Below are 24,941 nucleotides of genomic sequence, written 5' to 3'. Positions count from 1 at the left end.
CCCCGGATCCCCCGCTTCGGCCCCGAAAGGGGCCTCGTCCTCAAACGCCGGACGGGCTGAGTTGTCCGTCCGGCGTTTCGCATGTGGGCTCCCCCACCTGCACCCGCCGCAGGGTCACCGCCGCCAGCACCGCCGCCCCCACCAACAGCACCGCCCCCGCGATCGCCGCCCCCTGCATCCCGCTGGTGAACGCCTCGCGGGCGGCCGCGGCGAGTCCCGGGACCTGGTCCGCGACCGCCAGGGCGCCCCCCAGCGTCTCGCGGGCTGCGTCCGGTGCCGATGCCGGCATCTCCTGGCGGTAGATCGCCGCGCCGATGGAACCGAGGAAGGCCATGCTCAGCGCGCCGCCGAACTCCGTGCCGGTCTCCAGCAGGGAGGAAGCAGCGCCCGCCTTCTCCACCGGGGCGGTGCTCAGGGCCAGATCGGCCAGCTGGGACATGGCGGCGACGACCCCGCAGGCCAGGACGGCGCATGCGGCCAGCAGCAGCCAGAGGGAGTCCGTGCCGGCCAGGGTCAGCATCACATAGCCGCACGCGGTGACCACGAAGCCCCCGGCGACGACGTATGCCCGGGGGACGCCCCGCTGTACGAGCTGAGCGGTGACCGGGGCCGCGAGCCCGATGGGCACCGACGGCAGCAGGCTCCACAGCGCGGCCTCCAAGGGGCTCTTGCCCAGGACGGACTGGATGTACTGCGTGGTGAAGTACGCCGAGCCCATCATGCCGAAGGCGGCGACGAGGTTGAGGGCGACGGCAGGGCTGAAACCGCGGCCCCGGAACAGCTCCGGTGAGATCAGCGGTGACGCCGCCGTGCGCTGGCGGTGGACGAACAGCGCGGCGAAGAGCAGGCCGACCGTCACCGACATCACGTACCGCACGTTCCAGCCCTCCGCCGCGATCTCCTTCAGGCCGTAGATCACCGGGAGCACCGCCGCCATCGACAGCGGCACGCTCAGCCAGTCGAAGCGGCCGGGCGCGGGGTTCCTCGACTCGGGCAGCAGCATCCGGCCGAGGATCAACAGCAGGGCCATCGCGGGCAGGTTGACCAGGAAGACCGAGCCCCACCAGAAGTGCTCGACGAGCAACCCGCTCATCACCGAGCCGAGCGCGATCCCGGCCGTCATCACGCCGGACCACATGCCGATGGCCTTCGCGCGCTGGGTGGGGTCGGTGAACATCGTGCGGAGCAGCGCCATCGTCGACGGCATCAGGGTCGCGCCGCCGATGCCGAGGACCGCGCGGGCCGCGATCAGCGTCTCGGCGCTGTTGGCGTAGGCCGCCACCAGGGAGGCCGTACCGAAGGCGGCGGCGCCGATCAGCAGCAGGCGGCGGTGGCCGATGCGGTCGCCGAGCGAGCCCATCGTCATCAGCAGGCCCGCCAGGACGAAGCCGTAGATGTCGAAGATCCACAGCTGCTGCGTGCCGCTCGGTTCCAGATCGGCGCTGATCGCCGGGATCGCGAAGTAGAGCACCGAGACGTCCATCGAGACCAGCAGCAGCGGCAGCATCAGCACGCCGAAGGCAGTCCATTCACGGCGGCCGGCGCGGGCGGGTGGGGGCGTGGGCGTGGCGGTGCTCGTCGCGTTTGTTGTCATGGCGGTGAACGTACACGCGTCTTAAACGCTTGTCTAGAACGCTTGTATAGGACGAGCGTATGGATCCGGGGTAGGGTGGGGTGTCATGGGACACCGTGAGGATCTGCTCGAGGGCGCCAAGCGCTGCCTGCTGGCGAAGGGGTTCGTGCGCACGACGGCGCGCGACATCGTCAAGGAGTCGGGGACCAACCTGGCGTCGATCGGCTACCACTACGGCTCGAAGGACGCGTTGCTGGCGCAGGCGTACGTGTCGCTGGTCGAGGGGCTGGGCGATGCCTTCGAGGGGGAAGGGACCGCAGGGGTCAGCGCCGAGCCGGGCTCGCTCGAGCGCTTCCGGCAGGTGTGGTCGAACATCATCGGCACCATGCGGGAGCCCGGCTCGGTGTGGCGCCTCAGTGTGGAGATCATCGCCATGGGCGACCAGCTGCCCGAGGTGCGCGACTATCTGGCGCATGCCCAGCTGGAGGCCGGGCGCGGCATCATCCCGCTGCTCATGGGCGGGCGGGAGGAGGATGTCCGGGACGAGGCCGTGGACACGCTCGGCAAGTTCTATCTGACCCTGATGACGGGCCTCATCGCGCAGTGGACCTTCGACCCGAAGACCGCACCCAGCGCCGACGAACTCACCGAAGGCCTCCGCCAGGTGATCGAGGCCGCTACCCGGAAATGACCCGCCCCTCGCGCATCTCCACCACCCGGTCCGCGAAATGCCGTACGACAGCCCGGTCGTGGCAGATGAACAGGTAGCCGAGCCCGAGGTCGTCCTGGAGGTCGGCGAGCAGGTTCAGTACGCCGGCCCGGACGGAGGGGTCGAGGGACGAGACCGGTTCGTCGAGGACCAGCAGGCGCGGCTCGGAGGCGAGTGCGCGGGCGATTCCGGCGCGTTGGCACTGGCCGCCGGAGAGTTCGTGCGGGCGGCGGTCGCCGTACGACGGGTCCAGGCCGACCCGGTCGAGGAGTTCGGCCACCTGATCAGGGGTGGGCCGGCGACCCTGTATCCGCAGCGGTTCCGCCACCGCGTCGCCGATGCGGTGGCGGGGGCTCAGTGAGCCGTACGGGTCCTGGAAGACGGGCTGCATGCGCGGGCGGACCGGGCGCAGCTCGCGTTCGGTGAGGGTCGTCAACTCCCGGCCCTCGAAGACGACTTCACCGGCGTCCGGGCGGCGCAGCTGGAGGACGGCCTGGGCCGTGGAGGACTTGCCGCAGCCGGAGGGGCCGTTGAGGGCGAGGGTCTCGCCGGGGGCCAGGGTGAAGGAGACGTGGTCGACGGCGGTCGTGTCGCCGTAGCGGACCACGAGGTCGCGGACGTCGAGCAGGGCGTCACTCATGGAACAACTCCGTTGCCGGGTGCGGGAGTTCAGGCCAGCGGTGACAGGCCACCAGGCGTTTCTCCACCTCCTGCGGTTCTGGTTCCACCGTGTGGCAGGCGTCCGCCGCGAGGGGGCAGCGGGGCGTGAAGGCGCAGCCCGGTGGGAGGGAGCCCGGGGCGGGTGGGGTGCCGCGCAGGGCGGGCAGGCGCCGGCCCGGGGGTGCGTGCTGGGGGAGGGAGGCCAGCAGGCCTGCCGTGTACGGGGCCCGGGGGCGGGCCAGCACCTCCTCCGCCGGGCCGAGTTCGGTGAGGCGGCCGGCGTACATCACCAGCACCCGGTCCGCGTGGTCCCGTACGACGTCCATGTCGTGGGTGACCAGGACGAGCGCGGCGCCCACGGCCTCCCGCTGCTCGGCGAGCACCCGTAGCACCTGGTCGCGGCGCTCCTCGTCCAGGGCGGTGGTGGGCTCGTCGGCGACGACGATGTCCGGTTCGTTGACCGTCGCCATGGCGATGACCGCACGCTGCCGCATGCCGCCGGAGTACTCGTGCGGATACGCCCGTGCCTTGCGGGCGGCGTCCGGGATGCCGACCCGGTCGAGCGCGGCGACCGCCCGCGCCCGGGCCTCCTTGCGGGAGACGCGGGCCACCGACCGTACGGCGGCGGCGAGTTGGTCGCCGACCGGGTGTACGGGGGAGAGGGCGGACAGGGCGTCCTGCGGGACCAAGGAGATACGGCGGCCGCGATGCGCGGCGAGGTCGGGCTCGATCGTCCCGTTCCGTGTCGCGCCCCGGGGCAGCATGCCCAGCAGGGCACGGGCCGTGAGGGACTTGCCCGCGCCGGACTCGCCGACGATCGCGAGCGCTTCGCGCGGGCGGACGTCGAAGGACAGGCCCCGCACGACCTCGACGCCGTCGAAGGCGATCCGCAGGTCGCGCACGGAGAGGAGCGCATCGGGTGGGAACGGTGCGTCGGGCGAGAGAGGCACATCAGACGGCAACGGAGGCCTCCTTCTTCGTTGTCGCAGGCGACTTCGCCGTCGGCTTCTTCACTCCCGGTGCGACTCGCCGCACCCTGCGACCCTGCACGGCCGCCGCGCCCGACACCGCAAGACCCGCCAGCAGGGCCAACGCGACGGCCGGGGCGAGGGCTGCCCAGGGAGCGCGTTCGACGTAGGCGCGGGACTCGTCGAGGAGCAGGCCCCACTCGGGGGCGGGCGGTTGCGCGCCCAGCCCCAGGAAGCCGAGGGAGGCCAGGGCGAGGGCGATGCCGGGCAGGCGGAGCAGGGCGTGGCGGGCGACGGGGGCGGCGACGGACGGCAGGACGTGCCGGGTGAGGATCCACAACGGGGTTGCCCCCATGGCCCGTTGGGCGGTCAGGAACGCCGACGCCCGTACCTCCTGCACCAGCGCCGCCGCGTGCGCGGACAGCGCGGGCCACGAGATCAGGGCGACGGCGAGGGCCGCGCCACCGGTGCCGGGACCGGCCGCCGCCGCGACCAGGATGCCGACGATCACCGGGGGAAGGGCGTTGGCGATGTCCGCGGCTCCCGCCGCGACGCCGGGCAGGAAGCCCAGCGCGAGCGCGACCAGCAGGCTCAGCACACAGATGGCGGCGGCCGTGCCGACCGTCGAGGCGGCGCCGTGGCCGAGCCGGGCGAGCACATCGCGGCCGAGGGCGTCGGTGCCGAGCGGGTGCGCCCAGGAGGGGGCCGTGAGGCGGGCGGTCGTGTTCACCGTGTACGGGTCGCGCAGCAGGCCCCAGCCGATGGTCACGGCGAGGACGGTGAACAGCGTCAACGGGATCGCCGGGTGGGTACGGACCGGGCGCGCCGGGGGCAGCGTCAGGCCGGCGTCACGCAGGGCGGGGCCCAGCAGCCGTCGCCGGGTGAGCGCCGCCGCCGCGCCGGCGAGCAGGCCGAGCAGCAGCAGGGCCAGCACCGAGCCCTGGAGCAGCGGCAGATCCTGCGACTTGGCCGCGCCGAGCGCCGTACGGCCGATGCCGGGCACCGCGAACACCATCTCCACCGCGACCGCGCCTCCGGTCAGGCCGACGGCGACCATCCCGAACTGCGGTACCAGGGGCGGCAGTACGCGCTTGAGGGCGGCCGCCGAGATCCTCCTACGGCTCACTCCCGCACCCCGCCACAGCTCCACCCACCGCTCGTCGAGCACGGCGGGCAGCGCGTCCGCGACCAGCCGCCCGAGCAGACCGCCCGCCGGGACGCCGAGGGCGATCGCGGGCAGCACCAGGTACTCGGGGCCCGCCCAGCCGGCCGTAGGCAGCCATCCCAGCCACACCCCGCACACCAGCAGCGCGACCGTGGCCAGCAGGAACTCCGGTACGGCGGCCAGCATCGCGGCGAACGCCCCGGCCGACCCGCGCCCCCGCACCAGCACCGGCGCCACCAGCAGCGCGGCCAGTACGACCGCCACGCCGAGCGCCGCGCCCATCAGGGCCAGCGACACCTGGAGGCCGGCCACGACCGACGGCAGGACCTCGGTGCCCGACACCCAGGAGGTGCCGAAGTCGCCGCGCAGCAGGTCCGAGGCCCAACTCCCCAGCAGGGAGAGGGGACCGGCGTCCAGTCCGAGGTCCTCGCGGATCGCGGACAGGGCCTCCTCGGTCGCCTCCTGCTCGGCCGACCGGGCGCGCAGCACGGTGAGCGCCGGGTCTTTCTGCGAGAGCCAGGGCAGCAGCCCGACGGTGGCCACGACGGCGACGAGACAGACGAAGCGGGTCAGCCCGGCCGCACCGACCGACTTCCTTATGGCGGGCTTCACTTGACGTAGGTGTCCACGGTGACGAGCTCACGCTCACGCGGGTCGTGGGCGGCGTCCACGACACCGGCGGCGTCGCCCTGGATCACCCGCTCGTGGAGCATCGGCACGGCGGCGTCGGCGGCGAGTACGGCGGCCTCGGCCGCGATGATTGCCCTGCGGCGGGCGTCGCCGGTCTTGGTCTCGCCGGCCTTCTTCAGCTCGGCGTCCACGGAGGAGTCGGCGAGCTGGGAGAGGTTGAAGGAGCCGTCGGAGGCGAAGTCGCTGTACAGGTAGGCGGCCGGGTCTCCGGAGTCCAGGACGGTGGCGCGGGAGAGGATGAACGCGTCGAACTTGCCCGCGAGGGCGTCGGATTCGATGTTGGCGTACTCGCGGACGTCGAGCTTCACCTTGAACCCGGCCTTCTGCAGCTGCTGCTGCAGCGTGGCGGCGACCTCGGGCAGTTCGGCCCGGTCGGTGAAGGTGCCGATGGTGATCGTCGTGCCGTTCGGCTTGCCGGCCTTCGTGTGCTTGACGGGCGTGCGCAGGTCGGCCGCCCATGGCAGCGCGGGACCGAGCAGCCCCTTGGCGACATCCGCCCGCCCCTCGTACACGCCCTCCACGATCGTCTTGGCGTCGATCGCCTCCCGGGCGGCGGCGCGCAGCGAGGCGTCCTTGAAGGCGCCCTTCTCGGTGTTCAGGTAGAGGGTGTTGGTGCGCGGCATGGGGACCTCGGTGATCAGGTCCTGGTCGAGCACTGCGGCCTGCGAGACGGGAATCGCCTCGACGATGTCGGCCTCGCCGGTGCGCAGGGCGGCGGCGCGGGCCGTCCCGTCCGGTACGAACGTGACGTCGATTCCCGGGGCCTTGGCCTTGCCGCCCCAGTACTGGTCGTAGCGGTCGAGCGTGGCGGAGGAGGTGCCGTTGACCTTGACGAGTTCGAAGGGGCCGGTGCCGGCGCCGACGGGGTTCACCGTCTTCCCCCGGTAGGCCTTGGCGGCCAGGATCGACAACTGGGGCGAGCTCAGCCGCTGCGGGACGAGGGGGTCCTCGGTGCCGGTGGTGACCGTGACCGTGTCGGCGTCCTCGGCCTTCGCGGTCAGCTCCACACCGTCGAGGATGCGGGGCTTGGGGGAGGCGCCGGCGGCCTGGGTGAGCGACCGCACGACGGCCTTCGCGTCGAGCTTCGTGCCGTCGTGGAAGGTGACGCCCTCGCGTATGTCGAAGGTCCAGGTACGGCCCGACTGCTGCCACTCGGTGGCGAGCGCGGGCAGGGCGTCGCCTTCCTTGTCGAGCTTCACCAGGGTCTCGGCGGTCGACCAGCGCGAGAGCTTGAAGGCGTCGTCGCTCAGGGGGGACAGGGCCGAGCGGGGCGGCAGCATGTGCGCGACACGGATGCGTTTGCCCTCGGCGGTCGCCTCCTCGGACCCCGCCGACGTGAAGCAGCCGGTGAGCAGGGCGGAGGCCGCGACGGCCGCGGTGAGGGACAGGGGACGAACGGGGAGGCGCACGGGACACTCCGGTAAAGGCGTGGTCAAAGGTTGAACGCGATACGAACCGTAGCATGATGACAATCGTTTTCATAAGCGCGGATCCGTGCGGTCCGCGGCTCCGTGTGCCGTCCTCAACTGCCTCGCAGCCGCGCCCCCTTCAACGCCATGTGCAGCAGCAGCCGGTCCTCGCCGTCGTCCAGGTCCAGGCCCGTGAGCTGTTCGACGCGGGAGAGGCGGTAGTACAGGGTCTGGCGGTGGATGCCCAGTTCGGCGGCCGTGCGGCCGGCCTGGCCCGCGCAGTCGAGGTAGACCTCGGCGGTGCGGGCGAGCTCCTGGTGGGCGGGGGAGAGGAGCGGGGCCACCGCGGGGTCGGGGAGCGCCTGCGGGGACAGGGAGGTCAGCAGGCGGTACGGGCCGATGCGCGACCACTCGGCGACCGGGCCGAGCCGCGGTTCCGCCAGTGCCGCGCGGGCCGCGGCCGACGCCTCCTGCCAGACGGTGCCCAGCTCGGCGAGACCGGTGCGCGGTTCGCCGAGGCCCGCCGCCACCCGGGCCGGGCCCCGTGCGAGCGGCTGGGCCGGGGCTTCCCGCAGCAGCCGGGACGCCGCCGCCAGCGCCGCCGTCCGCACCTCCGACGAGCGCAGCCGTACGAGCACCGCCAGGCTCTGTCCGGCGGACCCCCACGGCACCGTGCACAGCGCGGTGGCATGCGGCACCGTCCGCACGGACGGTGCGTCGTCCGGGTCGGCCGACGGCCAGGGGGTCACGCAGACCACCGTATGGACACCGTCCGCGCGTGAGCCCAGGGCCGTGCGCAGCTCGGCGACGGCCATCTCCTCCTGCCAGCCGCGCTCGGCGGTCAGCGCGGCCCGCAGCTCCCGGCTGAGGTCCGCCCCGTGCTGCGCCTCGTCCGCGAGCAGGGCGCCGATGCGGGCGGTCACCTCCATGGCGGCCGTCAGCTGCGCGTCCGTCGGGCCCGGGTCGTCGTCCAGGAGCCAGACGTAGCCGAGGACGACACTTCTGTGGCGTACGGGGAGACAGATCCGTCCGCGATACACCCCCGCCTCCGGGGTCGGCGGGATCCGCACCGGGCCGGTGGCGCGCGTGATGCCGAATCCCTCGAACCAGGTGCGGACGGCCGCCGTGGAGCGGCGGGTCAGGATCGAGCGGGTGCGCACGGGGTCCAGGGCCGACGCGTCGAGCTCGCCCTCACTGTCGTACGCACCGAAGGCGATCAGCTCGAAGTCCCGGTTCTCCAGGGTCGCGGGCACGCCCAGCAGCTCCGAGATCTCGTCGACCAGCTCCTGGTAGTCGCCTTTGTAGTCGGCTGTCACTGGGGCATTCTCCCGCACGACCGCAGGGTCTTCATACATCTGTCTGAGATCTGCGGCACGGATGCGTGACAGCTGTCGATGGCCGACGATCGGAGGGATCCTTAGGTTTCACGGTGGTTCTCCGCGCCGTCTCCGAATGGTTGGGATTCGGCTGCGTTTCTGCTGTCTGTGGAGGTGCCCCGTGCTGGGTCCCGTGATTCTTGCCGCGTCGCGCAGCGACCGGATGCGACGCCTGATCTCGGCGGCCCCGGTGACCAAGCAGGTCGTCGACCGCTTCATCCCGGGCGAGACCGTCGACGAGATCGTGCCGATCATCAGGGAGCTCAGCGACCGGGGCCTGGAGCTGACGATGGACGTCGTCGGCGAGGACATCACCCGCCCGGAGCAGGCCGCGGCCGCCCGGGACGCCTATCTGGAGCTCATCGACCGGCTCAAGGAGCTGGAGCTGGGTGCCAGGGCCGAGATGTCCGTGAAGCTGTCGATGTTCGGACAGGCGCTGGAGGGCGGCCACGAGCTGGCCCTCGCCAACGTCCGGCCCGTCGTGGAGGCCGCCGCCGCGATCGGTACGACCGTCACCCTCGACGCCGAGGACCACACCACCCTCGACTCGATGTTCGCCATCCACGAGGAACTGCGCAGGGACTTCCCGCAGACCGGCTGCGTCATCCAGGCCTACCTCTTCCGCACCGAGGCCGACGCCCGCCGCCTCGCGGCGAGCGGCAGCCGGGTGCGCCTCGTCAAGGGCGCCTACAAGGAGCCCGCCGAGGTCGCCTACCAGCAGAAACACGAGATCGACAAGGCGTACGTCAGGATCCTGAAGGTTCTGATGGAGGGCGCCGGGTACCCGATGATCGGCTCCCACGACCCGCGTCTGATCTCCATCGCCCAGGAACTCGCGCGGCGCGCCGGGCGAAAGCTCGACGAGTACGAGTTCCAGATGCTGTACGGCATCCGCAGCGACGAACACCTGCGCCTCGCCGCCGAGGGCCACCGCATGCGCGTCTACACCGCCTACGGCACCGACTGGTACGGCTATTTCATGAGGCGGCTCGCGGAGAAGCCCGCCAACCTGCGTTTCTTCGTCCGCTCGATGATCAGCAAGGGCTGAGCCCAACTCACCCGCTCAGTAAGGAGTTACGGAACCCATGGACGCTGTGACCCAGGTCCCCACCCCCGTCAACGAGCCGGTGCACGGCTACGCCCCCGGCTCGCCCGAACGCGCCCGGCTGGAGGTCAAGCTCAAGGAGCTGGCCGAGAACCCGATCGACCTGCCCTGCACCATCGGCGGCGAGAAGCGGATGGGCGGCGGTGAGCGGTTCGACGTCGTGCAGCCGCACAACCACAAGGCCCGCCTCGGCACCTACGGCAACGCCACCCAGCAGGACGCCCAGGACGCCATCGACGCGGCCCTCGCAGCCGCGCCGGCCTGGCGTGCGATGTCGTTCGACGACCGTGCCGCGATCATCCTGCGTGCCGCCGAGCTGCTGGCGGGTCCGTGGCGGGAGACCCTCGCCGCCTCCACCATGCTCGGCCAGTCCAAGACCGCCCAGCAGGCCGAGATCGACACCCCCTGCGAGCTGGTCGACTTCTGGCGCTTCAACGTCAAGTACGCCCGTGACCTGCTCGCCGAGCAGCCCCCGGCGAACTCCCCGGGCGTCTGGAACCGCCTCGACCACCGCCCGCTGGAGGGCTTCGTCTACGCGATCACGCCGTTCAACTTCACGGCGATCGCGGGCAACCTGCCCACCGCCCCCGCGCTGATGGGCAACGTCGTCGTCTGGAAGCCGTCCCCGACCCAGACCCACGCCGCCGTGCTGCTCATGCAGCTCCTCGAGGAGGCCGGTCTGCCCAAGGGCGTCATCAACCTCGTCACGGGCGACGGCATCGAGGTCTCCAAGGTGGCGCTCGAGCACCGCGACCTCGCCGGCATCCACTTCACCGGCTCGACCAAGACCTTCCAGTACCTGTGGAAGACGGTCGGCAGCAACATCGAGAAGTACCGCTCCTACCCGCGCATCGTCGGCGAGACCGGCGGCAAGGACTTCGTCGTCGCCCACCCGAGCGCCGACAAGGCGGTGCTGAAGACGGCGCTGACCCGCGGTGCCTTCGAGTACCAGGGCCAGAAGTGCTCGGCGACCTCCCGGGCGTACATCCCGGCGTCGATCTGGAACTCCGGCTTCAAGGAGGAGTTCGCGGCCGAGGTCGACTACCTCACCATGGGTGACGTCACCGACCTGTCCAACTTCATCGGCGCCGTGATCGACGAGCGTGCCTTCGCCAAGACCAAGGCCGCCATCGACCGCGCGAAGTCCGACCCGACCTGCACCATCGTCGCGGGCGGCTCCTACGACGACTCGGTCGGCTACTTCGTCCGCCCGACCGTCGTCGAGTGCAACGACCCGGAGAACGAGGTCTTCACGACCGAGTACTTCGGCCCGTTCCTCGCCGTGCACGTCTACGAGGACGACAAGTACGACGAGATGCTGGAGCAGATGGAGTCGGTGTCCGCCTACGCGCTGACCGGCTCGGTCATCTCGGGCGACCGCGCGGCGGCGGCGTACACGATGGAGAAGCTGCGCTACGCGGCCGGCAACTTCTACATCAACGACAAGTCGACCGGTGCCGTCGTCGGCCAGCAGCCCTTCGGTGGCGGCCGTGCCTCCGGCACCAACGACAAGGCCGGCGCCCCGCAGAACCTGATGCGCTGGACGCTGACCCGCGCCATCAAGGAGACGCTGGTCCCGCCGACCGACTACACCTACCCGCACATGGGCTGACGGCCAACCCACGCGAAAGGGCCGGGACTTGAGCTTCGTGCTCGACCCGGCCCTTCGTGCTACTCGGCGATCTCCGTCCGCTCCCACCACTCGTACACGGGCAGCGATCCCTCGGCGGTGTCCGCCTGCCGCGAGGTCGGCCGGAAGTGCTCGTACCCACCGCGGAGCTTGATCTTCACATCAGGGCCGGGGGACGGGGTCGGGACGATCCGTTCGGGCAGATCGTCCGGGCCGCCTTCGAGGAACACCTTCGCCGTGTCGTTCATGACCTCACCGTTCCCCTTGCCGTAGGCGTCCGTCCCGTGCCGGGCGCAGGATCAGCCGAGTGGGCGATTCCCGACGGCCGCCCGTCCGCGGTGCCGATACTGGCCGGATGACCACCACCGCATCCGCCCGCCCGCCCCGCACCTCCCACACCGCCGACCTCACCCGCGCCGAACTACGGGAGATCCGCGCCCTGTTGGACGAGGCCTTCGACGGCGACTTCTCCGACGAGGACTGGGACCACGGGCTCGGCGGCATGCACGCCCTCGTCCACGACGACGAGGGGCGGCTCCTCGCGCACGGGTCGGTGGTCATGCGGCGGGTACGGCACCGGGACCGGTGGCTGCGCGTCGGGTACGTGGAGGCGGTCGCCGTACGCCCGGACGCGCGCCGCACCGGGCTGGGCGGTCGCGTGATGGCGGAGCTGGAGCGGGTGATCGACCGGGCGTACGACGCGGGGATGCTGTCCGCGAGCGACGAGGGAGCCGCCCTGTACACCGCCCGGGGCTGGGAGGTGTGGAGCGGGCGGGTCTGCGCGCTGGGCCCGCAGGGCGTCGTGCGCCTGCCGGACGAGGAGGGGAGCACGTTCGTCCGGCCCGCCCTCGCCGGTCCTCTCGACCCTGCCTTCGAGCTGGTCTTCGACTGGCGGGACGGGGATGTGCTCTGACGGGGTGACGGCATAAGCGCAGGTCAGCGGCGTGTGACCTAGTCCACCGTCTCAGATAGTAGGAAGTCCGAGTAATTGTGGAGACAGATGCCCCGTCCTCGCTTAGCTTTGTAGAAGCCGAACGTCTCGCTCGATCAAGCGAATGGCGGTCGTGAGCCGGGCCCCGTGCAGGCAACCCCTGCGGCACCGCTCCCCGCCCCATCCGGCGTCTCGCAACCCCTTTGTGCACTCCAGGATTTCAGTCTGTGCACTCCAGGATTCAGAAGGAGTCGATTCCTCATGGCCGAGACGACCGCCCGCCGTCGAGTCCGTCACATCTCCCGGACGAACGAGTCCGACCGCAAGAACGCCGCGGCCGCCCTCCAGCGCGCCCTCGACCGCCGCGACAACGGCGGCTCGACCGGCCACTGAGCCGCCGCACGTCGCCTCACGCGTCACCCCTTGGAGCCGGGAGCCGCACCCGCCGGGGTGCGGCGCGGACTCACGCTCCGCGCCGCACCTCGAAATGGTCTATGCGGTCCCCGCTCTGCGCCAGCGCCGACACCTTGAGCCTCGGTGCCGTACCGCTCTCCGCCTCCACCTTGAGGAAGGAGAAGCCCCGGTAGCGCACCCGCGACCACTCCACGGTCTCCGCCTTCGAGGCCCGCGACTTCGCCCACTCGAAGGTGTCGACGGAGTCGTGGTCGCGCACGTGGCCCTCGTAGCTCTCCTTCACGCCCGCCGGGAACCCGTACAGCTCCTTGCCGCCGCCGCCCGCGGTGACGTACACGGTCCCGTCCCGCGTCGGGTCGGTCGACGCGCCGATCGGCACGCGCCGGCCCACCTCCCCGTCCTTGATGGCGTCGGTCCGCTCGTAGACATGGTTGTGCCCGTTGATCACCAGGTCCACCTGGTGCTTGGCGAACAGCGGCAGCCACTCGTCGCGCACCCCGCCGTCGGAGGCGTGCGACGAGGTCGAGTACGCGCAGTGGTGGAAGAAGACGACGACGAAGTCGACCGACGGGTCCGCGCGCAGCGACGTCAGTCTGTCGTCCAGCCACGCCGTCTGCTTGCCGCCCGTGTAGCCGAAGTTGGCGGGGATCTCGTACGACACGTCGTTGGCGTCCAGCGCCACGAAGCCGACGTTGCCGTACGTGAACGCGTACACGCCCGGTGCCCTGCGTGGGTCGAAGCCGCTGTCCGGCAGGGACCAACGGGCCAGCTGGCCGCCATAGCCCTCGGGGGAGTACCACGCCTCCATGTCGTGGTTGCCGGTCGTCACCATCCACGGCACCGACCGCGCGGCCTCCTCGTTCTGCTTGAGGAACAGGTCCCAGAAGGCGGGGTCGTAGCCGTCCGACTCCTCGCCCCGGCCCTTGACGTTGGCGTAGCAGATGTCGCCGGCGTGCAGGTGGAAGGCGGGCTTCTGGGCCAGCAGGATGTGGTCGTTGGCGGCCGCGGCCTTGCTGACGCCCTGGTCGCCGAAGGCGGTGAAGACGAACCTCTCCGGGCGGGACGGCGCCGTGCGGAAGGACGCGATCGTCCTGCGGTGCGCCGCCGAGGCGGGGTCGAAGCCGTCGTGGCCGACGCCGTAGTAGTACGTGGTGCCGGGGAGGAGGCCGTCCAGGGCAGCGTGCACGTAGTACTGGTCCAGGGCCGCGCGGATGCCCGTGAGCCCCGGCGTGTGCAGATCGCGCACCTCGGCCTCGATCCTGCGGCCCAGCTCGTCGGGCCGGGTCCCGATCCGGACGTACGGCTTCTTCACCGGGACCGGGACCTGCCAGGAGACCCGCATCTGTGTCTTCGGGTCGGCGCCGAAGGCGAGATGGCGGCCGAAGGGGGCGACGGCCGCGCCCGGCACCTGCGTGTGCCCGGAGGCGGACGCCGAGGCGGAAGCCGTCGCACCGGACGTGCCCGACCCCGACCCGGGCCCCGACTCCGAACCCGCGCAGCCCGTCAGCAACCCACCCGCCACGGCGCCCGCGGTCACCAGCGTGCGGCGCCGGGTCAGTTTCGTACGCAGGTACTCGTGCTGTTCCGCCATGCTCATACGGCGGGCGAGCTGGGGCGGGATGCCGAAGTCGGGTATGTCCATGGAGGGAAACTTCCCAGCGGACGCCAACACCCGCCCTACATACGGGTGAACGTGAGTCGACGCGCAAACGCCGTCCCCCATCCGGCTGTCCGTATCCCGGACGCGGCATGTCATCCCATGGGACGAGGAGTAGGGTGCCGACATGTCTCGCAGCCTCAATCTCGCAGTGATTCCCGGTGACGGCATCGGCCAGGAGGTCGTGGCCGAAGGCCTGAAGGTCCTCTCCGCCGTCCTCCCGCAGGATGTGAAGCTGGAGACCAAGGAGTACGACTTCGGCGCCCGGCGCTACCACGCCACCGGTGAGACCCTCACCGACGCCGACCTCGACGCCCTGAAGCAGCACGACGCCATCCTGCTCGGCGCGATCGGCGACCCGGGCGTCCCCTCCGGCGTCCTGGAGCGCGGCTTCCTGCTCAAGCTCCGCTTCGCCTTCGACCACCACGTCAACCTGCGTCCGTCGAAGCTCCTCCCGGGTGTGGCCACCCCGCTCGCCGGTGAGCCGAGCATCGACTTCGTCGTCGTCCGCGAGGGCACCGAGGGCCCGTACACCGGCAACGGCGGCACCATCCGCAAGGGCACCGAGCACGAGGTCGCCACCGAGGTCTCCGTGAACACGGCCTTCGGCGTCGAGCGCGTCGTCCGGGACGCCTTCGCCCGTGCGCAGGCCCGCCCGCGCAAGAAGCTCGCGCTGATCCACAAGAACAACGTGCTGACCTTCGCCGGTCACCTGTGGACGAACATCTTCAACCAGGTGGCCGAGGAGTTCCCCGAGGTCACCACCGAGTACATGCACGTCGACGCGGCGACCATCTACCTGGTCACCCAGCCCGAGCGCTTCGACGTCATCGTCACCGACAACCTCTTCGGCGACATCATCACCGACCTCGCAGCGGCCGTCTCCGGCGGCATCGGCGTGGCGGCGAGCGGGAACATCAACCCGTCCGGCGAGTTCCCGTCCATGTTCGAGCCGGTCCACGGTTCCGCGCCCGACATCGCCGGCCAGGGCAAGGCCGACCCCACCGCCACGGTCCTGTCGGTCGCCCTGCTCCTGCGCCACCTCGGCTACGAGGCGGAGGCCGCCCGTATCGAGGACGCGGTCTCGGCCGACCTCGGTGAGCGCGCCGGCAAGCCCGCCCGCAGCACGTCGGAGATCGGCGACGCGCTGGCCGTACGAGTAGCCGGCTGACCTTCCCCCACTGCCTTGAAGGCGTGGGGGGACCCCCAGCCACTCGAACCCTTTTCGAAGCCGTCGGGTCACTTCGCACCCGGCGGCTTCCCCATGTCCGCCGCCGGGTGACACCATCAGCCCCTGGGTCGCGATTCACGCCGATCACGCCGTACCGGCCGATTTCTTCCACGGCAGCCGCTTGCGATAATCGAACGCGGAGCCGCGGAATGAACGAATGCTCGGACGTCCTAGCACTGGCCACTGGCAGTACTGGCGTGAGCGCGGCCCGCCACAATCAAAACCGGTGAAGGACATCCACTCATGACGACGCCCACGATCGAGCTCAAGCCCTCTGCCAGCCCGCTCGCCGCCGCCGAGCGCGAGGCGATACTGGCCAACCCGGGGTTCGGCCGCCACTTCACCGACCACATGGTGACGATCAAGTGGACCGAGGGCCGTGGCTGGCACGACGGCGAGCTCGTGCCGTACGCGCCGATCTCCCTCGACCCGGCCACCATGGTCCTGCACTACGCGCAGGAGATCTTCGAGGGCCTGAAGGCCTACCGTCAGCCCGACGGGACCGTCGCCTCCTTCCGCCCCGAGAAGAACGCCAAGCGCTTCCAGGCCTCGGCGCGCCGGCTCGGTATGCCGGAGCTGCCGGTCGAGACGTTCATCGAGGCGTGCGACGTGCTGGTCAAGCAGGACGAGGCCTGGGTCCCGGCGCACGGCGGCGAGGAGTCCCTCTACCTGCGGCCGTTCATGTTCGCGACCGAGGTCGGCCTGGGTGTGAAGCCGGCCAGTGAGTACCTGTTCATGGTCATCGCCTCCCCGGCCGGCGCCTACTTCCCCGGTGGCGTCAAGCCGGTGTCCATCTGGGTCTCCGAGGACCATGTCCGCGCCGTGCCCGGCGGCATGGGCGACGCCAAGACGGGCGGCAACTACGCCGCGTCCCTGCTGGCCCAGGCCGAGGCCGCAGCCGAGGGCTGCGCCCAGGTGTGCTACCTCGACGCGGTCGAGCGCAAGTGGGTCGAGGAACTCGGCGGCATGAACCTGTACTTCGTGTACGGCGACAAGATCATCACCCCGTCGCTCACCGGGTCCATCCTGGAAGGCGTCACCCGGGACTCCCTCCTCACCGTCGCCCGTGACCTCGGATACGAGGCCGAGGAGGGCCGCGTCTCCGTCGACCAGTGGCAGCGCGACTCCGAGAACGGCACCCTGACCGAGGTCTTCGCCTGCGGTACGGCCGCCGTCATCACGCCGGTCGGCACCGTGAAGCGTACGGGTGCGCAGTGGCAGCAGAGCGGTGGGGAGCCCGGCGAGGTCACGCTGAAGCTGCGCGAGGCGCTCCTCGACATCCAGCGGGGCACTGCCGTGGACCAGCACGGGTGGATGCACAAGCTGGGCTGACCCGTCGCTCGGCGTCGAGGCCGGGGGTCTGGGGGCTGCCGCCCCCAGACCCCCGCTGCGGCCCTGAACGGGCCTCGTCCTCAAACGCCGGACGGGCTGGTTTCGCCGACCGGCACTGAGTTGTCGGCCTCGGCTTCCGCCTTCACAGAAGCCGGGGCCGACAGCAGGTACACCACGCCGCCCACCGCCCCCGACAACAGGAAGCTGCAGTCCACCCCGCCGGTCAGACTCACCAGCGGCCCCTCGTACGACGGCAGCGCCACCGCCAGCACACCGACCACCGCGCCCAGCGCCCAGGCCACCGTCGCCTGGATGTTCCAGCCGGCCCGGTACCAGTAGATCCCGCCCCGCGCCCGCCGGTTGAACACCTGGAGGGCATCCGCGTCGTACACCCCACGGCACCGTGCGAAGCCGATCAGGGTGATGACGGCCCAAGGCGTGCCGATCGCCGTCAGCAGCAGTACGAAGGACGTCATCGCGTCCTGCGCGGACGAGTAGTAGTGGCCGATGAACACGCAGGCCGTGGCGATCACCGCGACCGTGTAGGTGGCCGTCGCCCGGGACGCGCGCGGCACGATGGCGTCCAGGTCGAGGCCCATGGAGTAGAGCATCAGGCCGGCGTTGCCGACCGAACCCGCCGAGGCGGCCAGCAGGAGCGGGACCAGGTACCAGGCCGGGGACGCGGAGACGAGCGGTCCGGCGTAGTCGAGGGCAGCCCGGGCCGCGTACGACGTGAAGGTGCCGAACAGTTGCGGGACCAGCAGTCCCAGCAGCAGGCCGAGCCAGGTCGCGTGCAGCACCCGGCGTGCGGAGTGGCGGGCCGGGGAGATGTAGCGGGTGTAGTCGCCGAGCAGCGTGATGAAGGCGATCGGGCCGGACAGGCCGGCCGCCACCGTCGCCAGCAGCCACGTCGGCCAGAAGCCGCCCAGCAGATAGCCGCCCGTCTCCGGCAGCGCGGCCGTCGTGAAGTGCGGGGCGTAGGCGATCACGCCGAGGACCAGCAGGGCCGTCATGCCGATCGCGAGGACGCGGGACATGGCGAGCAGCACCCGGTAGCCGTACACCGCGCCCGCCACGGTCGCCGCGGCCAGCAGCCCGTACACCACGCCGTACGACACCCCGCTCGCCGGCAGCCCGAACAGCCGTTCCAGCACGCCCACCATCACATCGCCGCCGATCCACACGGTCAGGGCCGTGTAGCCGAGGGCGAGAAGGAGGCCGACCACCGAGCCGACCAGGCGGCCGCGGACGCCGAACTGGGCGCCGGAGGAGGTGGACAGGTTCGTCGCCGTGCGCAGGGAGATCAGGGCCAGCGGAGCGGTGAGGGCGATGCCGGCCACCGTGCCGACCACGATCGAGCTCACCGATGCCCACCAGCCCAGGCCGAAGGACGGGGGCAGCCAGCCGAAGATGATCACCCCGAGACAGAGGTTCGAGCCCAGGAGGATCGAGACGAGGTCCCGTGGGCCGCTCGTGCGTTCCTCCTCGGGGATGGTGTCGACTCCGCGCTGTTCCATCGGCATGGGTGTCTCCCTCGACTACCTCGGTTTGAGTGACGTTCAATGTGAGGTGCTTGGGGTTTGCTGTCAACCTTTCGATCCTGGGAATTTCATGTTTAGAGTGATGCTCTAAAGTCTGCTTGGCAAGGAGGTGCCGCGTCGTGAGACTGACCCCCACGGAACGTGACCGGCTGCTGCTCTTCGGAGCCGCCGAGCTGGCCCGGGCGCGCAGGGCCCGCGGGCTGCGGCTGAACGTCCCGGAGGCGACCGCGATCGTCGCGGACACCGTGTGCGAGGCCGCCCGGGACGGGGCCCGGCTCGCCGAGGCGATCGAGCGCGCCCGCCGTGCGCTCGGGCCGGGCGACGTGCTTCCGGGCGTGGCGGACATCGTCACCGAGGTACATGTCGAGGCGGTGTTCGACGACGGCTCGCGGCTCGCGGTCGTGTCCGACCCCATCGGGGGCGGCCTTGGTGCGCGGGCTCCCGGCGCACTGCTGCCGGGGCCGGAACACGCCGAGCCAGAGGCGGTCGTACGGCTGACGGTCACCAACACCGCGACCGTGCCCGTCTCCGTCACCTCCCACTTCCACTTCTTCGAGGCCAACCCGCGCCTCGACTTCGACCGAGCGGCGGCGTACGGCATGCGGCTCGCCGTCCCCGCCGGGTCCTCCGTGCGGTTCGGGCCGGGGGAGAGCGCCGGGGTCGGGCTGGTCCCGATCGGGGGCGAGCGGATCGCGATCGGGTTCGCGGGGCTCGTCGACGGGCCGCTGGACGCGCCCGGCGCCCGCGAGGAGGCACTGCGCCGCGCCGCCGCCTGCGGCTACCTCGGCGTATCGGAAACATCTGATCAGGAGGACCGGCGATGAGCCGCCCAGGAGGCCACCCCGCCGAGGCCCGACGCCTCACCCCGTACGAGTACGCCGCCACCCACGGCCCCCGCGCCGGTGACCGGGTCCGGCTCGGCGACTCCGGTCTGACGATCCGCGTCGAGTCCGACTCCCAGCGCCACGGCGACGAGTTCCTCGCCGGGTTCGGCAAGACCGCCCGGGACGGGCTGCACCTCAAGGCGGCCGCCGTCCGGGAGACCTGTGACGTGGTCGTCAGCAATGTCGTGGTGATCGACGCGGCGCTGGGGATCCGGAAGGTCTCCATCGGGATCCGGGAGGGGCGGATCTGCTCGATCGGGCGGGCCGGGAATCCCGACACCCTCGACGGGGTCGACGTCGTGGTCGGCACGGGCACGTCCATCGTGTCCGGCGAGGGGCTCATCGCCACCGCCGGGGCCGTCGACACACACGTCCATCTGCTGTCGCCGCGCGTCATGGAGGCGTCGCTGGCCGCGGGCGTGACCACGATCATCGGGCAGGAGTTCGGGCCGGTGTGGGGCGTCGGGGTCAACTCGCCGTGGGCGCTGCGGCACGCGTTCGGCGCCTTCGACGCGTGGCCGGTCAACATCGGCTTCCTGGGGCGGGGTTCGTCGTCTCACCAGGCGCCTTTGGTGGAGGCCCTGGCCGAGGGGGGCGCGTCCGGCTTCAAGGTGCACGAGGACATGGGCGCCCACACCCGGGCGCTGGACACGGCACTGCGCGTCGCCGAGGAGCACGACGTCCAAGTCGCCCTGCACAGCGACGGGCTGAACGAGTGCCTGTCGGTCGAGGACACCCTGCGCGTCCTGGAGGGCCGCACCATCCACGCCTTCCACATCGAGGGCTGCGGCGGCGGACACGTCCCGAACGTGCTGAAGATGGCCGGGGTCCCGAACGTCATCGGCTCCTCCACCAACCCCACCCTGCCCTTCGGCCGGGACGCCGTCGCCGAGCACTACGGCATGATCGTCTCCGTCCACGACCTGAAGACCGACCTGCCCGGCGACGCCGCGATGGCCCGCGACCGCATCCGCGCCGGGACGATGGGCGCCGAGGACGTGCTGCACGACCTGGGCGCGATCGGCATCACCTCGTCGGACGCGCAGGGCATGGGGCGGGCCGGGGAGACGGTCCGCCGTACCTTCGCCATGGCCGGGAAGATGAAGGCCGAGTTCGGCGCCCCGGACGACGACCACGACAACGAGCGCGTCCTGCGCTACATGGCCAAGCTGACCATCAACCCGGCCATCGCGCACGGCCTCGCCCACGAGGTGGGGTCGCTGGAGGTCGGCAAGCTCGCCGACATCGTGCTGTGGCGGCCGGAGTACTTCGGGGCCAAGCCGCAGCTGGTGCTGAAGTCCGGTTTCCCGGCGTACGGCGTGGTCGGCGACCCCAACGCCGCGACGGACACCTGCGAACCCCTCGTGCTGGGGCCGCAGTTCGGGGCGTACGGCGCCACACCCGCCGACATCTCGGTCGCCTTCGTCGCCCAGGCCGCCGTCGATCAGGGCAACGACAGCATGCCCACCCGGCGCCGCAGGGTCGCCGTGCGCGGCACGCGCGGCATCGGGCCGGCCGACCTGCGCCTCAACTCCCGTACCGGAGCCGTCGACGTCGACCAGCGCACCGGCCTGGTCACCCTCGACGGCGAGCCGCTGCGCTCCGAGCCGGCCGAATCCGTCTCCCTCAACCGCCTGTACTTCCTCTAAGGACCCCACAGATGACCACACCTGCCGCCGACGGCTTCCGCATGCCCGCCGAATGGACCCCGCACGAGCGCACCTGGATGGCGTGGCCGGGGCCGAACGTGACCTTCGAGGACCCCGAGGACCTGGCGGCCTCCCGCCTGGCCTGGGCGTCGGTCGCCCGAGCCGTCCGCCGCTTCGAACCCGTGACGGTGGTGTGCGGCCCGGGACAGTCCGAGGAGGCCCGGACGCTGCTCGGACCAGGTGTGGAGACTGTCGAACGAGAGCTCGACGACGCGTGGATGCGGGACATCGGCCCCACCTTCCTGACCAACGGGAGCGGGGAACTCGCCGCCGTGGACTGGACGTTCAACGGCTGGGGCGCCCAGGAATGGGCCAGCTGGGAGCACGACGCGAAGATCGCCGCGCATGTCTCCGACCTGGCGGGCTCGACGAGAACGTACGCCTCGAAACTCGTCAACGAGGGCGGGGCGATCCATGTGGACGGCGAGGGGACGGTCCTGCTCACCGAGACGGTCCAGCTCGGCCCGGAGCGCAACCCGCACTGGACGCGGGAGGAGGTGGAGGCCGAGATCCACGCCATGCTCGGCACCCGCAAGGCGATCTGGCTGCCGCGCGGACTCACCGGCGACTATCCTCCCCCACTGGCCGAAAGGCGTGGGGGGACCCCCAACGTCTTCGGCACGCTCGGCCACGTCGACATCGTCGCCGCCTTCGCCCGGCCCGGTGTGGTCGTGGCCCATGTGCAGCCGGACCCGGCGCATCCCGACCACGAGGTGACCAAGGAGATCGTCGGCCTGCTGAGCTCGCAGACGGACGCGCGCGGCCGCCGCCTGGAGGTCGTCGAGATCCCCGCCCCGACCGTCCTGGAGGCCGACGGGCACTGGGCCGACTACTCCTACATCAACCACTACCTCTGCAACGGCGGAGTCGTGCTCTGCGGCTTCGACGACCCGCGCGACGAGATCGCGGCCGGCATCTTCCGGCGGCTGTTCCCGGAGCGGACGGTGACGCTGGTCGACGCGCGGACCGTCTTCGCGGGCGGGGGCGGCATCCACTGCGTCACCCAGCAGCAGCCGAAGGCCGTGGTCCGGTAGAACGTACGGGTGAACGTACTGCTCTGCGCCACCTGCGAAACCCGGCTGACCGAGCCGGTCCGGCGGCTCGACGAGATGCCCCCGTATCCCGGTGGGGACGGGCTGCCGGACCTGGACGACCCACGGCCCGGCCCGCCGAGCGTGCCGCGCGGGACGTACGCCGTCGATCCGCATCCCTTCGGCGCGCCGTACGTGCCGTACGACGGGCCCGCAGGCGAGTACGCCGGGGTCTCCCCGGGCGGGGGGTGGAAGTCGGACGCGCGGGGACTGCTGCTCTCCGCGGGACCGCGCGGCACCTACGTCCTGCACCCGCTCGATGCCGTCGGCCTCGCGCCCCACCCCGACGGCACGCGCCTCGTCGGATGCTGCGGCCCGGACGGCACCCGAGGGGTCAACCACGTGTGCGCCTGCGGGGCCGAGGTCGCCATCGTGGCCGCTGACTGCTGCATCCCCGGCGAGACGCGGTTCGTCCCGGACGCCGTCCGCGTGGAGGCCGCCGCGTGACCACCCGCCGCCGTACCCCCGCCCCGCCCCGCGAGGACGTCCTCGTCGCCGCGATGGAGATGATCGCCGAGCGCGGTCTGGAGAAGCTCACCATGGCGGCGCTCGGCCGTGAGCTCGGGATGAGCAGCGGCCATCTCCTCTACTACTTCCACTCCAAGGACGAACTGCTGCTCCAGACCCTGGAATGGAGCGAGGGCCGTCTGGGCGCCGAGCGCGGCCGGCTGCTGACGCGGGGGTCCGCGACGGTGCGGGAACGGCTCGACGCCTACGTCGACCTGTATGTCCCCGACGGTCACCGCGACCCCCACTGGACGCTGTGGCTGGAGGTCTGGAACCGCTCGCAGAACGCCGACGACGACGCCCGTGACCGCCAGGCCGCGATCGAGGGCGCCTGGCACCGCGACCTGGTGGCCCTGCTGGCCGAGGGCGTGTCGAGGGGCGAGTTCCGGTCGGTCGACCCGGACCGTTTCGCCGCCCGGCTGCGGGCGCTGCTGGACGGCTTCTCCATCCACGTGGCGATCGGACTGCGCGGCGCGGACCGGACGGGGATTCTGCGCCACGTACGGGAGTTCCTCGACGACAGCCTCCTCGCGGACACCTGAGCACACGTCCAGGTTGTACGCAATACGACGGATTGACCCGGTAGCGCATGGTGCGTTTGCCTCTTGGGAGCCTCCGCGTGGGCCGGGGGTAAGCGCCCACGGGGACCACAGGGGGGAACATGTCCAGAGCCGCACGGGTGTCCGGGGATGGGACAGCCGGTCGTGGACCCTGGTCAGCGCGTCGCCGTCGAGTCGGCGTCACCCGATCCGGTGGAGGGAGACACCAGCGGGGTGGCGGACGTCTTCCTGAGGACAGCTCAATGACCACGACCAATCACGGGGGAACAACCATGCACAGGACCAAGCGGCGTGCCGCCCTCACCACTGTCGCCGTCGCGGTCGCGGTGGCGCTGACGGGAACCACGGCGGGCGCCGCACCGCAGGCCCCGTCCACGGAGCGGATCACGCTCTCGAACACGGGGGAACAGGGCACGAGCCACGCCGGGGGCCCCTACCTCAGCGCGAACGGCCGCTATGCCGCGTTCGAGTCCGAGGCGCCGAACCTCGTGCCCGGCGACACCAACGGCGTGGCGGACACCTTCGTACGCGACCTGCGCACCGGCCGGGTGGAGCGGATCAGCGTGGCGTCGGACGGCACCCAGGCCGACAGCGGCACCGGACCCGCGGCCATCAGCGCGAACGGCCGGTACGTCGTCCTGGTCTCGACCGCCGACAACCTCAGGGACTGGCCCGCGCCGAAGGAGTACTGGGCCCGGGACGTCTACGTCCACGACCGCGTCACCGGCCGCACCGAGTGGGTCAGCACGACACCGGACGGCGGCTCCGCATACGCGCACGGCGGCGCGGAGATCTCCGACGACGGCCGGTACGTCGCCTTCAACGCCAGGCCGAACCGGATGGAGGCCGGCCAGACGGTGATCTACCCCGCCGTGTACGTCACCGACCGCCGCACCGGCACCGTCGAGCGCGTCACCAACGGCGACCACCCGAGCCGGGGCTCCTACCACCTGGACATGAGCGCGGACGGGCGTTACGTGGCGTACAACCAGAACGAACCGCGTGGCGGGGGCGGCGCGCTGCTGGTCCACGATCGCCGCACCGGCGCCGAGGAGCGGGTCGACGTCACACCTGAGGGCACGCCCGGCCAGTACTACGGCCTGGACCCCTCGCTCTCCGCGGACGGCCGCCACATCGCCTTCACCTACCGGGGCGACGATCTGGTGCCGGACGGCGCCGCGGTCAACACCGGCACGTATGTGCGCGATCTGCGGACCGACACCACACGCGGCATCGTCCACGACGGCACGGGCGGCCCCGCGGTCATCGCCGGTCCTCAGATCAGCCGCGACGGCCGCCACGTCGCGTACGGGTTCCGGGCCCCGCAGGGCCACGACAACATCTACGTACGGGACCTGCGCACCGGCACCTCGAGCCTCGCGAGCGAGTCCGCTACCGGTGGCCCCGTCACCGACGGGGACGTCTACGCCACGTCGTTCGGCGGCGGCAAGCTCCTCGGCCTCGGTTCCGCCTCGGCCCAACTGGTCTCCGGTGACACCAACGGCGTGACCGACGGCTTCGTCCGCCGCCTACGGTGATCAACCCAGTGCTCGCATCCTGAGACGGACGGTGAGCACGGGGGCGACTTGTGCCAGACTGCCCCCGTGCTCTCGTTCGCCATGATTATTGGCAGCAGGCGCGCCGGTCCGCAGTGACCGCCACGTACGACCAGGTACGGGCGGACACCGTCGTCCTCGACCCGCGCGCAGACCTCTCGCACCCGCGAGGGGTTTTTCTGTTTCCCGGCCCACCCGCAGCCGGGCGGAGAGCGTGAGGGACCATAGGTGGGGGCGGTGGAA

General features: G+C 71.4%; 22 protein-coding genes. 13 read left to right on the top strand and 9 right to left on the bottom strand.

Features of this window, described 5'->3' with window-relative positions; translation table 11 throughout:
• Positions 1–40 precede the first annotated feature (40 nt).
• Positions 41–1,594: an MFS transporter gene (locus IF78_RS0126325; RefSeq protein WP_031485288.1), complete on the bottom strand. Its 1,554-nt coding sequence runs from the start codon at positions 1,592–1,594 to the stop codon at positions 41–43.
• Positions 1,595–1,679: 85 nt separating this feature from the next.
• On the opposite strand from IF78_RS0126325, the gene IF78_RS0126320 reads away from it, so the two are divergent.
• Positions 1,680–2,264, top strand: a complete 585-nt coding sequence (locus tag IF78_RS0126320; RefSeq protein ID WP_031485286.1) for a TetR/AcrR family transcriptional regulator — start codon at positions 1,680–1,682, stop codon at positions 2,262–2,264.
• Here IF78_RS0126320 and IF78_RS0126315 read toward each other — a convergent pair.
• The 5 genes from IF78_RS0126315 to IF78_RS0126295 form a co-directional block, all read right to left on the bottom strand.
• On the bottom strand, positions 2,251–2,922 hold the full coding sequence (locus tag IF78_RS0126315; RefSeq protein ID WP_031485285.1) for an ATP-binding cassette domain-containing protein: 672 nt from the start codon (positions 2,920–2,922) through the stop codon (positions 2,251–2,253). The genes IF78_RS0126320 and IF78_RS0126315 overlap by 14 nt on opposite strands.
• Positions 2,915–3,904, bottom strand: a complete 990-nt coding sequence (locus IF78_RS0126310) for an ABC transporter ATP-binding protein (protein WP_234439896.1) — start codon at positions 3,902–3,904, stop codon at positions 2,915–2,917. The genes IF78_RS0126315 and IF78_RS0126310 overlap by 8 nt, the downstream gene beginning before the upstream one ends.
• On the bottom strand, positions 3,894–5,687 hold the full coding sequence (locus IF78_RS0126305) for an ABC transporter permease subunit (RefSeq protein ID WP_051828173.1): 1,794 nt from the start codon (positions 5,685–5,687) through the stop codon (positions 3,894–3,896). Before IF78_RS0126305 ends, IF78_RS0126310 begins: the two co-directional genes overlap by 11 nt.
• Positions 5,684–7,174, bottom strand: coding sequence for an ABC transporter substrate-binding protein (locus tag IF78_RS0126300; protein WP_031485278.1), 1,491 nt, complete (start codon positions 7,172–7,174; stop codon positions 5,684–5,686). The genes IF78_RS0126305 and IF78_RS0126300 overlap by 4 nt, the downstream gene beginning before the upstream one ends.
• 113 nt (positions 7,175–7,287) lie before the next feature.
• Positions 7,288–8,529, bottom strand: coding sequence for a PucR family transcriptional regulator (locus IF78_RS0126295; protein ID WP_425314630.1), 1,242 nt, complete (start codon positions 8,527–8,529; stop codon positions 7,288–7,290).
• Positions 8,530–8,671: 142 nt separating this feature from the next.
• Between IF78_RS0126295 and IF78_RS0126290 the strand changes: the two genes are divergently transcribed.
• Together IF78_RS0126290 and pruA are read left to right on the top strand one after the other, a co-directional pair.
• Entirely contained in the window at positions 8,672–9,598 is a 927-nt protein-coding gene (locus IF78_RS0126290) for a proline dehydrogenase family protein (protein ID WP_031485273.1), read from the top strand.
• Between the two features lie 37 nt (positions 9,599–9,635).
• Positions 9,636–11,267, top strand: coding sequence for an L-glutamate gamma-semialdehyde dehydrogenase (gene pruA / locus IF78_RS0126285; RefSeq protein WP_031485272.1), 1,632 nt, complete (start codon positions 9,636–9,638; stop codon positions 11,265–11,267).
• A gap of 59 nt (positions 11,268–11,326) precedes the next feature.
• Here the strand turns inward: pruA and IF78_RS0126280 are convergent, their stop codons facing one another.
• Complete coding sequence (locus tag IF78_RS0126280; RefSeq protein ID WP_031485270.1) at positions 11,327–11,533, bottom strand: DUF5988 family protein; 207 nt, start codon at positions 11,531–11,533, stop codon at positions 11,327–11,329.
• 107 nt (positions 11,534–11,640) lie between these two features.
• Here IF78_RS0126280 and IF78_RS0126275 point away from each other — a divergent pair, with 107 nt between their 5' ends.
• Both IF78_RS0126275 and IF78_RS50475 read left to right on the top strand, forming a co-directional pair.
• Positions 11,641–12,198 carry a GNAT family N-acetyltransferase gene (locus tag IF78_RS0126275; protein WP_031485267.1) on the top strand — a complete coding sequence of 186 codons (558 nt, stop codon included), beginning with the start codon at positions 11,641–11,643 and terminating at the stop codon, positions 12,196–12,198.
• A 279-nt stretch (positions 12,199–12,477) separates the two neighbouring features.
• Positions 12,478–12,609 carry a hypothetical protein gene (locus tag IF78_RS50475; protein WP_107050015.1) on the top strand — a complete coding sequence of 44 codons (132 nt, stop codon included), beginning with the start codon at positions 12,478–12,480 and terminating at the stop codon, positions 12,607–12,609.
• A 70-nt stretch (positions 12,610–12,679) separates the two neighbouring features.
• Here the strand turns inward: IF78_RS50475 and IF78_RS0126265 are convergent, their stop codons facing one another.
• On the bottom strand, positions 12,680–14,272 hold the full coding sequence (locus IF78_RS0126265) for a purple acid phosphatase family protein (protein WP_031485265.1): 1,593 nt from the start codon (positions 14,270–14,272) through the stop codon (positions 12,680–12,682).
• A gap of 142 nt (positions 14,273–14,414) precedes the next feature.
• Here IF78_RS0126265 and IF78_RS0126260 point away from each other — a divergent pair, with 142 nt between their 5' ends.
• Both IF78_RS0126260 and IF78_RS0126255 read left to right on the top strand, forming a co-directional pair.
• Positions 14,415–15,458, top strand: coding sequence for a 3-isopropylmalate dehydrogenase (locus IF78_RS0126260; protein WP_031485263.1), 1,044 nt, complete (start codon positions 14,415–14,417; stop codon positions 15,456–15,458).
• Between the two features lie 303 nt (positions 15,459–15,761).
• Entirely contained in the window at positions 15,762–16,850 is a 1,089-nt protein-coding gene (locus IF78_RS0126255; RefSeq protein ID WP_031485261.1) for a branched-chain amino acid aminotransferase, read from the top strand.
• An 80-nt stretch (positions 16,851–16,930) separates the two neighbouring features.
• On the opposite strand, the gene IF78_RS0126250 is transcribed toward IF78_RS0126255, so the two are convergent.
• Positions 16,931–18,373: a cytosine permease gene (locus IF78_RS0126250; protein WP_031485260.1), complete on the bottom strand. Its 1,443-nt coding sequence runs from the start codon at positions 18,371–18,373 to the stop codon at positions 16,931–16,933.
• A 137-nt stretch (positions 18,374–18,510) separates the two neighbouring features.
• On the opposite strand from IF78_RS0126250, the gene ureA reads away from it, so the two are divergent.
• From ureA to IF78_RS0126220, 6 genes are all read left to right on the top strand, one after another.
• Positions 18,511–19,215 (top strand): urease subunit gamma, encoded by a 705-nt coding sequence (gene ureA, locus IF78_RS0126245; protein WP_031485258.1) that lies wholly within the window; start codon positions 18,511–18,513, stop codon positions 19,213–19,215.
• The gene (locus IF78_RS0126240) at positions 19,212–20,924 is read left to right on the top strand and encodes an urease subunit alpha (RefSeq protein ID WP_031485256.1); all 1,713 of its coding nucleotides are present in this window, start codon (positions 19,212–19,214) and stop codon (positions 20,922–20,924) included. The genes ureA and IF78_RS0126240 overlap by 4 nt, the downstream gene beginning before the upstream one ends.
• Before the next feature lie 11 nt (positions 20,925–20,935).
• A complete protein-coding gene (locus tag IF78_RS0126235; protein WP_031485253.1) occupies positions 20,936–22,018 on the top strand; it encodes an agmatine deiminase family protein in 1,083 nt (360 codons plus the stop codon).
• 9 nt (positions 22,019–22,027) lie between these two features.
• Positions 22,028–22,522 (top strand): hypothetical protein, encoded by a 495-nt coding sequence (locus tag IF78_RS0126230; RefSeq protein ID WP_031485251.1) that lies wholly within the window; start codon positions 22,028–22,030, stop codon positions 22,520–22,522.
• A 53-nt stretch (positions 22,523–22,575) separates the two neighbouring features.
• On the top strand, positions 22,576–23,124 hold the full coding sequence (locus IF78_RS0126225; protein WP_051828187.1) for a TetR/AcrR family transcriptional regulator: 549 nt from the start codon (positions 22,576–22,578) through the stop codon (positions 23,122–23,124).
• A gap of 290 nt (positions 23,125–23,414) precedes the next feature.
• Positions 23,415–24,680 carry a TolB family protein gene (locus IF78_RS0126220; RefSeq protein ID WP_031485247.1) on the top strand — a complete coding sequence of 422 codons (1,266 nt, stop codon included), beginning with the start codon at positions 23,415–23,417 and terminating at the stop codon, positions 24,678–24,680.
• Positions 24,681–24,941: the final 261 nt, after the last annotated feature.

The sequence above is a fragment of the Streptomyces bicolor genome (assembly GCF_000719285.1).
Classification (GTDB): Bacteria; Actinomycetota; Actinomycetes; order Streptomycetales; family Streptomycetaceae; genus Streptomyces; species Streptomyces bicolor.
Note: the sequence above shows the minus strand (reverse complement) of the source record. Positions and strands in the feature narration are given on the sequence as shown.